The sequence below is a fragment of the Mucilaginibacter humi genome (assembly GCF_013087555.1).
On record NZ_JABFCR010000032.1, the window covers coordinates 18863 to 29739 of the forward strand.

Genomic DNA, 10877 nt, shown 5'->3' on the forward strand with positions numbered 1-10877 from the left:
ATGAAAGTAGTTAGACTAAAGACTTTCATTAAAATCTACTGTCCGTCTCAACTCATCATTAAATAATGCCCATTGTTGCTTCCGTGGTCTCATGCGATCACACACCTACAACAGCGGTGCTAACAACCGACATAATTTTTCAGGCAACTGCTTAAACAAGGTACGTTTTGCCCAGGTTCGTGCATTGATCTGTTTGGCGTCTTTAATATCGTCGGCAAAGGCCCGGCGCAGTTGGGCTGCAATTTTATCATCGTAAATCATGCAGTTTACTTCAAAGTTTAGCTCAAAACTGCGGTGATCCATGTTGGCGGTACCTACTATGGCCAGCTGCCCGTCGGACACCAGCGTTTTTGAATGTACAAACCCCTTTTGGTATAAATAGACCTCGATACCCGCTTCCAGCAGCATACCGTAATAGGAGCGCGCGGCTGCATTAACCAAGCGCGAGTCTGATTTATCGGGCACCAGCAATTTAACTTTAACACCACTAAGCGCAGCCACACACAAAGCGTCAAGGATAGGCTCGCCGGGGATAAAATAGGGCGATGTGATCAATAACTCTTCCTTTGTCGAGCCAATGGTCTCCAGCAGCGAGTACATAATAGTCGGATTGTCAGAGTCGGGCCCGCTGGCGGCCATTTGCACAATGGCATCCCCATTGGTTTGTTCAGAACTAAAATAACCGGGTTCGATGGGAAGATTTTGTTCGGCACAAAAATTCCAGTCGCAAATAAAAAGGTATTGCAGGTAATAAATACCCGGCCCCTTTATCATAACATGCGTATCGCGCCAAAAAAGCTGTTTAGGGTTATTATTGATATACCGGTCGCTAACGTTAATACCACCCACAAACGCGGTATGCCCGTCAATCACAATAATTTTGCGGTGATTACGGTAGTTGGTGCGGTTGGATAAGGCAATGAACCAGATTTTGTAAAACGGGTAAGCCTCTACCCCGGCAGCTATCAACTCACGTACGAATTCCTTACGGATGGACCGGCTGCCGAAATCATCATAAATAAACCGCACCTTAACACCTTCGGCAGCTTTTTGTACCAGGATGTCCTTGATCTGGTCGGCTATATCACCATCCTCAAAAATATAATATTCTAAATGGATATGGTGTTTGGCGGCGCGCAGGGCCTTTAAAACCTCGGGGAACTTTTCTTCGCCGTTATACAAAAGTTTAACATTGTTATTGCCGGTAAGCGGACTCCTATCATTAAGCAATAATCTAACTAATTTCTTATGATTATTTACCTCCGGCTCGCCACTGTCTAATGCCTTTTCAGACTCGTTAACTATTTTCTGCCGTAGTTCTACCAGTAATTTATTGTCACGGCCTATTTTCTTGCTGTACAGCTTGTTTTTGCGGTAGTTGGCACCAACAGCAAAATAAATGATGATGCCTATCCCCGGGATTAAAATAACCACCAATAAATAAGCAAAAGTTTTACTGGTCGACCGGATATCATAAAGCACCTTGCCACAAACAAACAGTACTAATAAAACATAAAGGGCGCAAATAATATACCAGTGCATTCAGGCAGGTTTTGATGGTGCAATTTGCGAAATTACAAAGCGGCAGCCATTTTTTTAACAGTTATAACACGAAAGTTAAGGTAGTGTTTCCTGCTTGATTTGGGATGTATAATTTGAGCATGACCAAAAAGGCCAAAACCGTTCCCTAAAGGCTACTCGTAAATAGCCCTTGGGAACGGATTACTGAATATTAGCGTAATAAAGCCACGTCAAAAATAGACGTAAATATATGGCGCCCCCTGTATTTCACCCAGATGTTTGACCATCCAAGAGAATCGTATCCTAAGAAAATTACGTAGGGATCTTCTTCACTAAATCCGGCAAAACTTTTGCCGGTGTATAATAGTTCAAGTCCTTCTATCAGTTTTTCGGTTATTTTCATGATAAATTGATTAATGTCCACGGCGTGCCATTGATGCAACAGCTACTCATGGTACTCATTCACAAACTTGTTAAATACAGATAAGGGTTAGTTTAGTACTAATAGCTTGTAATCAAATTCTTAAATAGAAGGGTCGCTTTACTTGAAAAGCGGACGATGGTGTTGTGCAGGCAGGCAGTTTTATCCCGGCAACGGATGCATAAGTATGATTAAACAGTAACGTAGTAACATATAAATGTTGCGATGCTTTGGCTTCGTTATCTTTTCTGTTGATTACTGTTTTAAAGATCTTTTTATTGATCAGGATAACATGACCGGTTTTGTCATATCCCTTTGGCGTTATACTTGCACGGCTTTGGGCAGCTGAATGGGCCGGCGCAACAAACTGAAGGTGCATAACCACCACATATAAGTAGCCCGCCAAAAGCATGATTACCTTAATACGTTGAATTTTATTAAGCACCATAAAGCAAGTTATAAATCTGTCTTTTTATAACGCTATAATTTAAATAATGTTTCCCGGGAGCGTTACTAAGGATATGACTTCTCTAAAAAAACATCTTTCTACCGGCTGTCGTTGTATAATTTTATTTTCATACATCTTTATTGTAAAACAGCCGGGTTAACAATTTACGGGCATCGCCGTCGGGGTCGTTCTTTACCTCGCATTTATTATTGAACACCATCATGGCGCCATTGGCATCGTTAAAGGCCGGCCATTGCGGTAAACCATCGTGATTTGGGTTGCCGTGGCGGGCGAAGTTTATCCAGGCTTTGGCAACTTTATTGCCCAGCTTTCGCGCGGCTGCGCTGGCGCCGGTATAATTTTCGGCAATATCAGTATTAGCAAAAGCAAACGGGATCTCGCTGCAATGGAATGCCCGCGGCCTGCCGTCCAGCTGCGGCGTGTGCCAGGCAAACATATACAGGTAGGCCGGCGCCGCGTTTTGTGCCGCTTTACGGCTGGCCTGTAAATAAGCTATCGGGTTTTGTGCGCTGATGTAAGTTAATATTTCCACCGGTTTAGCATCAGGGTGCGCTTTGCGCAGGGTTTGATAGATCAGGTCGGCCTTGTTTTTATATTTTTCGGCGATGCGTTTTTTAAGCCCTTCTTCATCCAAATTTTCAATTTCGGCATTACCAATGGCTACTGATGCCTCGTTACGGCAGGTACCTACCATAAAAGGCACATTAGCCGTTATAGCCGGCGCGGTTGGATCGAAAGGATGAGTTGGTAGTACCTTACCATCAACCACTGGCTGTAAGCCCGAACGGCCCACATCTGCCGGTACTTTGCCACCCATTTTGCCTTCGGCGTAAGCAATGGCTTCCTGCAGGCGGATGGGTTTTATTTTGTGGATGTCAGCGATATTTTCTTTGTTAAGTCCAAGATTAGATAGCACGATCTCGGTAATCTGTTTAGCGTAAGCAGGCGTAGCCACCTGCACAATAGAATTACTTTGCGAAATGGCCCGATGAAATAAGCCTTTGGCCGAAGGCATAGCCATCAGCGTAATAACTTTTGTACCACCGCCGCTTTGCCCAAATATGGTGACATTATCCTTATCGCCGCCAAAGTTGGCAATGTTATCGCGCACCCACTCTAACGCCTGCACAATATCCAGCATCCCTACGTTGGCAGATTGCGCGTATTTATCGCCATAGTCAGACAGGTCAAGAAAGCCATGAATATTTAGGCGATGGTTGATAGACACCACTACTACATCGCCCAGCTTAACCAAATTTTCACCATCATAGGATGGATGCTCCCGGCTCGATCCCGAGAAGAACCCGCCACCATGGATCCAGAACATCACCGGGCGCTTTTTGCCATCAAGCGCGGGCGTCCAAACGTTCAGGCGCAGGCAATCTTCGTCCTGCATGCCATCTATCCATTGGTATAAAAAACCGTACTCCTGCTGGAACCAGCCGGTATCTATTTTTTGCGGGCTGATGGGCCCATATACTAAGCAATCCTTAGTCTTATCCCACGGCACAGGCTTTTAGGCGGCATAAACCGGTTGTCGCCTGCGGTGGTGGCACCGTAGGGAATGCCCTTAAAAGTCAATACCTTATTGCGGGTATAGCCGCGCACTTTACCATGTTCCGTATCGGCAACCGCGTTGGTTGATGACGCAAATACTTTATCGTCCTTATCTATCAGTTCCGGCTGTGCATTCGCTATTGCCGGGGTTACATAACTTAGCCCGGCGGCGGTAGTTAGCAGCCCGGCTTTTTGCAGAAACTGCCTGCGGTTATTTTTCATTTGGTTATAATAATCTGTATTTAACCTCATTGCCCTGCTCCCAAACAAAAAGGTTTTGAGCGTTTGGTAAGTGTACCGATCTGACGAAATTACCCTCGCCTATAATGGTTGATCTTTTATCAGGGATGGTAACCATCCTTAGCGTATCATTATTTTGATACACTATGGCGGCTTGCTGTGCGTTGCCCGTAAGGCTGCAGGTTTTACCTTTACCAATGTAAACTTCAGGATCGGTGCCCTGCGCGAAATAAATGTCGCCTTTGCGCTGCCGGTGGTTTGAATTTGGTTTGACGCGTTTAAGCGGATGCCGCCGCCATCCATAGGGCAGGCGTTAAGCTTCCGGTATCCAATCCCATTTTCTGGGCGTCAGAAAAACTTTGCCCAGCGTTTGCCGAGCGTACCACATACAGGTCTCTCGATCCGTTGAGCCAGTTCCTGAACATTATAGCTATAGTATTACCGGCTACCGCGATATTAGGTTTACAGCATTCGCAAACATGCCCGTCGGGCGATTTGTAAACGAGTTGGTTTGCGGTCCATTTAGTTGATCTGCCCGATAACGACGAAAACCAAACCTGGTTCCTGCCGCCCAGCCGGGTATCCAGCCATACTGCGTAAAAATTATCTTTATTATCGGCAGTTATTGACATTAAACCTTCGGGTGCCGATCCTTTCAGATCATTAACAACACCCATTGCCTGCCAGGCCTTCGCCCCATTATTGAGCTTGAACCAGTGGATGTTACCGGTTTTATCCATCGCGGTAATAACCGAATAGGTGGCCGAACTGCTTAGCTGCGGGCCGCGGCTCATGCCCAGTGCATATCCGCAACCTGTGCTATTAAAGCCGGTTTGGAAAATGTTTGGCCATGATCTAAAGATGTCGCGCAAAATATTTTATCGGCTGATCCATAAACTACTCTTACTATTCCTTTACTATCCACACTTACCTGCGGTTGTTTGCCCTGCCCTATGGTATTTATCCCGGGCAACCCGGCATAAGAAGCACTCACTAAAGCGAGCATTATTACAATCAATCCCGAAAGTTTTCTAATCATCTTTAATATTTTACAGTCAATACTTTAACCGGCCCTAATAAACCCGATGACACTACACCCTTGCCGATATTCGGCATCACCAATGCCGATACTTTGCGTTGGCCGGCGGGTAGTTTGCTGTCGCCTATCAGGCGGTTAACCCGGTATTTACCACTTTTACCTCGATGGTATTTGCGCCGGGCTTTAGCGCACGGGTAATATCCAGCTGGTAAGGCGGTGTCCAGGCGCCACCCACATCAACACCGTTAATTTTAACTTTGGCAATGGCGCGTGCCGGGCCCGGGTCGAGTATATAGTTGGTTCCTTTTACTAAAGTAGTGATATTAAAATTATTATGGTAAACCGCCGTGCCCGAATAATATTTAATGCTGTCGTTACTGTTTTTGGACCAATCCGTAAGCGTTTCAAATATCACCGGTTTGGCCGGGCCGCGCATTTTGGCGTCGAAATTAACTATCCACGGTTTATTTATAGCGATGGTTGCAGTTTGCTGCGGATAGTTGGAGCGGCTGGTATCTTTCCTGATCCCCGCCTTCCTAAAAATAATAAACGCGCTCTCGTAAGGCACTAACTTCATTGGAACAGTAGTTGTGCCACCTGCCCGGTAATAAGCCGGCAGATTGCGGCGCTGGCCGGTTACGGCATCCCATAGCTCGGGTTGTTTGCCTGTTACCCTGAATACCGGCGAGATATTAACCGTTTTTGTTTTTTGGTTGGATATAAAATAGATGTCGCCATCCGTTAGTTTACGATGGATAAACAGGATAGAATCGCTTTGCGTTACTTTAGCATCAGGCACTACCTTAACCAGGTTTAAAGCCGACTGCATATCCATACCCGACAGCACCATACCTTTACCATAATGGTTTACTTTTACCGTAGTGCCATCAATTTTACCCCAAAGTTCATCGGCGATAGTTTGCACCTGTTTATCCGCCTGCGGATAACCCTGTAAACTTGGCGAGCGGTTGGGTTTAGGCCCTAAGATAACCGCACCCTGCGCTACCAACTCTTTTAACTTAGCTAACAATTCCGGGCGCATGGTTTCCAGTTTTGGCAGTACCAGGATGCTGTAGTTTATCCCGTTAGGTAAAGTAAGTTTGCCGTTTTTAACGGTTAAGCGGGTTTTAATCACCTCGCCGTTAATGTAATCGAAAGAGTAGCCTTGTGGTAAAGCGGGGTCTACAACGCCGGTCATTTTAGGCGCGTCCTCGCCAATAAAATAAGCTACATCGGCCACATAAATACCTTGCTGCAACATCATGTTGCAACGTTTGGAGTATTTTAAAAACACATCCATATCATAAAACCAGGTATTATGACGGTTAAACTCCACGCCGAACCCGGTGTTAAGGCCCGGCGCGTTATCATCTTTAGGTTGCTGAATATAAACGTGCAGCAGCGTATTGTTAATCCCTTCGGTAAAGAACCGGTCGCCGCGTTTTTTAAAGTTGGCAGGATACCGCGAGAACGCGTCGCCGGCTGCGGTGAACGATTCGGCAGATACTTTGGTCTTCCCATAAATATGTGCCGATGAGGAAGCGGCTTTGTTCTCGATATCGCCCAGATCGCCCTCGCTCCAAAACTCGCCCCCTATCTCGTCCGACTGCCCGCCGTATTGCAAAAACTCGCCGGGATATCCCCAGTGGCCATAATTTTCCAGCCGGTAGTGAGGCCATGCTTATGGGCGATATCACGCAGGCCGCCAACATATTTATAAGAAACATCATCAGCAATTAAACGGCGTAGATCCCATAAAAAACGGTCCGACTGATCGGCACTACCAACCACTTTACCCTGCATTACCGGGATATAAGGTACCGGATCGTAATGGTAAGCGGCTTTAAATTCGTTGATCAACTCATCCGTCCAGTTCTGGCTACCTGTTTCGTAGCTATCCTCTACGGTAACCTTCCAGGTCTTCCTATCCTCGGCAGGGATGCGGCGCATGATCTCGCCCATAAAAGCATCAAAGTGAGCTGCAATATGTGCCTTGCTCATTTTATCGGTTTCTAAACCCGTACCCTCAGGCGTAGCCGGCGAGTTTTTAACATTGGTAGGAGTCATTCCCGTACGCTCGATGATCCAGTTGCCGGCAGGGACGTTCCAGTTCAGTGTGCCATCTACAGCCATATATTTGCTGATATCGATCACCTTGCCGGGGTCGATCACATATTTATCATTATCAATTACCGGTTGCGGTCCCCATTGGTAAGCCTCCCAAAACGGGTGTGGTGTTGGCCACATTTTAGCCTCGGTTTTTTCGATATAATTCTCTACAACCGGGGTAGCCGATAGCTTAACCTCTGCGATATTGCAGTTGTTAGATACCTGAAAAACGATCCTGAAATCAGTAGCTGAAGTAGCCGGGACAGACACCGCAGCCGGCCCGTATGGCGTAAAGCCAACATTGAGCGCGACATTTCCCCTATCAATCGCAGAACGTTTAACAGCTGTAAATACCCCATTCACTTTGGTGTATATGTTGACTTTCATTGTGAAGGCATCATGCGCAGGTGCGATCACCAGGCTGCGGGCAGTAAATGGGTTGTCAACATGTATATCCAAAACAAAGGGCTGCCCGCGCGGGATTTTGGCGCTGGTAGCTTCGTTGTTATCCATTAAATTATTTAAACCTTCGGCAGATGGCATGGATGACAGCTTTGGTTTCAGGTCGGCAATTGAAGCGTTATAATCCGCCGCCACCGGGTAAGCAATAACCTTTACATCCTGGAAAACCGGATTTGGCAATGGCAGCACTTTATTAAACACCGCCGGACCAGCAACTGCAGTTTGCGACGAAGTTAAATAACGCATAGCCTGCCCCGGCTTTACCCACGGCCCGCCCGACTGGCTCCAGCCCGGGCTGTTAAATAAACCAATCTCTATATTTAAACGGGTAGCGGTTTTAAGCGCGGTGTGGAGGATATCCCACCACTCGGGCGTAAATATTTTAACCTTGCCAAAAGGCATGTCGTCAATACCGATGTTGCCTATAAAGGCACGGTTTATGCCCACGCGCTTCATAGCTTCCAGGTCCTTTATTACACCTTCTTTAGAGATATTGTCCGACAGCCAATACCAATAAACACTGGTTTGGATATCGTCAGGCACGGTAATAAAACCGGTCTCTATAGATTTAAAATTGGCATAGTTTGTTTTGGCAGTGGCTTTGGTTTGCGCATTTGCGTTTAGCCATCCGCACGCTAACAAAACAAAAAGGCATTTTAACACAGGGCTGTTTAAGCTCATTTTAATGTAGGTTAAATAAAAGATTTATACTGGTTAACCAAACATAGGATTTTGTTAACGATGTGCCATCCTGTACTGTCTCTCTTAAGCCCCAATAGTAATATAACGACAGGGTTAAAACTCAATATACCGGTTTTTAAAGAGGCGTAGCCCCGACACAAATTGTAGCGCCGGGTTTCAACCCGGCAAAAATCGAGATCCCCAAATAAAAGAACCGTAGGTTCGGCCCATATAATATGCGCCGTGCCTACGGCACTCGAATTTCTTTTTCTTGTTTTCAACGGGTTGAAACCCGTTGCTACAATATTGGTCGAGCCGATGGCTCTTGATTTGAACGAATGGGTTTTGAAATCCATCGCTATTATTATTTCTTGATACTATTTCTCCGATGTCAATTTCTTGATCAGATCAACCTCTTCCTGTTTATAAACCGTTCCATCCTTGCGGAAAATATCATGAAACCATAATGCCGGCTCGGCGCCGCTTGGTATCGGGGTGTCCCAGGCGTAAATGGTATTTGTTTTACCGGCCACAAAACCCCAGTTAATAGCGCCAACGTTTTCTTTTTTAAGCATAGGCATAATTGAGCCGAACGTACTTTTACGCGGGCGGGCCATGTATTCTGTACATATTAACGGTTTGCCATGCGTTTTTAACAGGCGTACCTCCATTAAATGTTCAGGCTCTTCGCCGTAGTTGTGGTAGGTAATAACGTCGGAGTTTAAAACCTGTACCGCATTTAATTTCTCGAACGACAGATCCCATACGCCCGCAGACAGCGGCTGGTCAGGCCTTATTTCATGCGCCCATTTAAACACGTTCAACAGCAATGGCATGGACGAGTCGCGCTTGCCGCTGTTGCCCGGCTCGTTAAACAGGTCCCATAACAAAATGCGTTTATCATGCGCGAAGGTGGTTAGTACATCTTTTACATAATGCTCCAGCAGCGCCATTTCTTTAGGATCTTTTAAAGCCGGCACACCAGGGTCCTGCATCCAGCCTGAGTTATGTACACCCGGTTTTGGCGATGGCTGTTTACCTGGCTTCGGGTCGTTGTTCCAGCAGTCATCAAAAAACACAAACATGGTTTGGATATGGTGCTTATCGGCAATAGCCAGATATTGCGCTACGCGCGATTTAAAACCTTTCGGGTCGGCAGTATAGGCCACACTGTGCAGGAAAACACGCATGGCGTTAAAGCCAATGCCTTCGGCAAAGCCCAGCTCACGGTCGATAGTCTGCGGATCAAAGGTATCGGCCTGCCACATTTCCAGTTGGTTAATAGCGGTACTTGGCGTAAAGTTGGCACCGGCAATCCATTTATGCTGGCTGTACCATTGGTTAGCTTTATCTGCCGACCAGGTCTTTGATTGTGGCGCTGCTTTTTTGCGCATTAGCGGTTATTGCGCCAAATGCAAGTGCTCCAGCTAATAAAAGGTGAGTTAGTTTTTTCATTGTGTTTATAATTGGACTGCTAATATAGTTTAAGTGTGCACCAGGTAAAAAGGTTTATCGGCCTGATTTGATGAAATATTTTCGGTATAGCCTTCGCTGGCCGTTAATGCTACGTTTAAGCCAATGCGTTTGCCTAACGGTGGCTTACCTCCTATTACCGACCGGGGGATAGCTATCTCTGCAAAATAGCCGTTAATTTTCCTTATCACTGTTTTAACTCCTGTTAATTTTGCAGGTATCCAATTGCCATTGCGGCCCATATAGGTTTGTAATTTATTTTCTGCGGATAGGTTGATTTTATAAGTACCTGCTCCCGGTGCTACATAGTGCTTATTTTGTGGGTCGAGGTAAACAGTAACACCTGAAGTAGAGTCTGCTTTGTCAAACACTTTGGAAAAAAGTAGAGATAATTATCATCATATGCCAACCCTGCACCCCAGGCTTCCCGGGCCATCCTGCCCGATATATATCATAAACTCTTCCCATGCATCTATTTCCTGATCATGGATCCCGCCATCCATGGTTATGGTTCGTTTAATAACCTTTAGTTCAGGTATTATATTCCCTTCTATCATCCACACCTCGCTACCCCGGCCAGCCGTATAGTTATTGGTACTGGTTAATGCCACAACTGTGTATTTATCTAATACACTCAGGCTGTTCCATAAACCCGATTTTTCAGGAGCGAGTTTAAATGGCATACTGTAAAGCAGGTGGCACAACTACTGTTCCAATGAAGTTAGTGCCTTACGAGAGAGCGCGTTTATTATTTTTAGGAAGGCGGGGATCAGGAAAGATACCAGCCGCCTCCAACTATCCGCAGCAAACTGCAACCATCGCTATAAATAAACCGTGGATAGTTAATTTCGACGCCAAAATGGCGCGCCCGGCTAAACCGGTGATATTTGAAACGCTTACGGATT

14 protein-coding genes are annotated in these 10877 nt (G+C 45.9%); 1 reads left to right on the forward strand and 13 read right to left on the reverse strand.

What is annotated here, in order from left to right:
* Positions 1-105 precede the first annotated feature (105 nt).
* The 13 genes from cls to HK413_RS08055 all read right to left on the reverse strand — a co-directional run bounded on the left by cls (position 106) and on the right by HK413_RS08055 (position 10655).
* Complete coding sequence (gene cls, locus HK413_RS08000) at positions 106-1542, reverse strand: cardiolipin synthase (RefSeq protein WP_175269798.1); 1437 nt, start codon at positions 1540-1542, stop codon at positions 106-108.
* Between the two features lie 190 nt (positions 1543-1732).
* Positions 1733-1924: a hypothetical protein gene (locus tag HK413_RS08005; RefSeq protein ID WP_217452162.1), complete on the reverse strand. Its 192-nt coding sequence runs from the start codon at positions 1922-1924 to the stop codon at positions 1733-1735.
* Positions 1925-2036: 112 nt separating this feature from the next.
* Positions 2037-2348: a hypothetical protein gene (locus HK413_RS08010; protein ID WP_217452163.1), complete on the reverse strand. Its 312-nt coding sequence runs from the start codon at positions 2346-2348 to the stop codon at positions 2037-2039.
* A 169-nt stretch (positions 2349-2517) separates the two neighbouring features.
* On the reverse strand, positions 2518-3921 hold the full coding sequence (locus HK413_RS08015; RefSeq protein ID WP_175269801.1) for a carboxylesterase/lipase family protein: 1404 nt from the start codon (positions 3919-3921) through the stop codon (positions 2518-2520).
* A complete protein-coding gene (locus HK413_RS19650; protein ID WP_175269802.1) occupies positions 3891-4190 on the reverse strand; it encodes a twin-arginine translocation signal domain-containing protein in 300 nt (99 codons plus the stop codon). The genes HK413_RS08015 and HK413_RS19650 overlap by 31 nt, the downstream gene beginning before the upstream one ends.
* 4 nt (positions 4191-4194) lie before the next feature.
* Positions 4195-4353 (reverse strand): hypothetical protein, encoded by a 159-nt coding sequence (locus tag HK413_RS08025; RefSeq protein WP_175269803.1) that lies wholly within the window; start codon positions 4351-4353, stop codon positions 4195-4197.
* A gap of 133 nt (positions 4354-4486) precedes the next feature.
* Positions 4487-5002: a hypothetical protein gene (locus HK413_RS08030; RefSeq protein ID WP_175269804.1), complete on the reverse strand. Its 516-nt coding sequence runs from the start codon at positions 5000-5002 to the stop codon at positions 4487-4489.
* Entirely contained in the window at positions 4999-5247 is a 249-nt protein-coding gene (locus HK413_RS08035) for a hypothetical protein (protein ID WP_217452164.1), read from the reverse strand. Before HK413_RS08035 ends, HK413_RS08030 begins: the two co-directional genes overlap by 4 nt.
* Before the next feature lie 127 nt (positions 5248-5374).
* Positions 5375-6871 (reverse strand): glycosyl hydrolase, encoded by a 1497-nt coding sequence (locus tag HK413_RS19655; protein WP_262886837.1) that lies wholly within the window; start codon positions 6869-6871, stop codon positions 5375-5377.
* A complete protein-coding gene (locus HK413_RS19660) occupies positions 6841-8499 on the reverse strand; it encodes a glycosyl hydrolase (RefSeq protein WP_262886838.1) in 1659 nt (552 codons plus the stop codon). The genes HK413_RS19655 and HK413_RS19660 overlap by 31 nt, the downstream gene beginning before the upstream one ends.
* 377 nt (positions 8500-8876) lie before the next feature.
* Positions 8877-9893: a glycoside hydrolase 5 family protein gene (locus HK413_RS08045; RefSeq protein ID WP_175269806.1), complete on the reverse strand. Its 1017-nt coding sequence runs from the start codon at positions 9891-9893 to the stop codon at positions 8877-8879.
* Positions 9894-9983: 90 nt separating this feature from the next.
* Positions 9984-10343, reverse strand: a complete 360-nt coding sequence (locus HK413_RS08050; RefSeq protein WP_175269807.1) for a sugar-binding protein — start codon at positions 10341-10343, stop codon at positions 9984-9986.
* Between the two features lie 27 nt (positions 10344-10370).
* The gene (locus HK413_RS08055; RefSeq protein WP_175269808.1) at positions 10371-10655 is read right to left on the reverse strand and encodes a hypothetical protein; all 285 of its coding nucleotides are present in this window, start codon (positions 10653-10655) and stop codon (positions 10371-10373) included.
* Here HK413_RS08055 and HK413_RS08060 point away from each other — a divergent pair.
* A partial coding sequence (locus tag HK413_RS08060; protein WP_175269809.1) for a hypothetical protein occupies positions 10649-10877 on the forward strand: 229 nt, incomplete at its 3' end. The genes HK413_RS08055 and HK413_RS08060 overlap by 7 nt on opposite strands.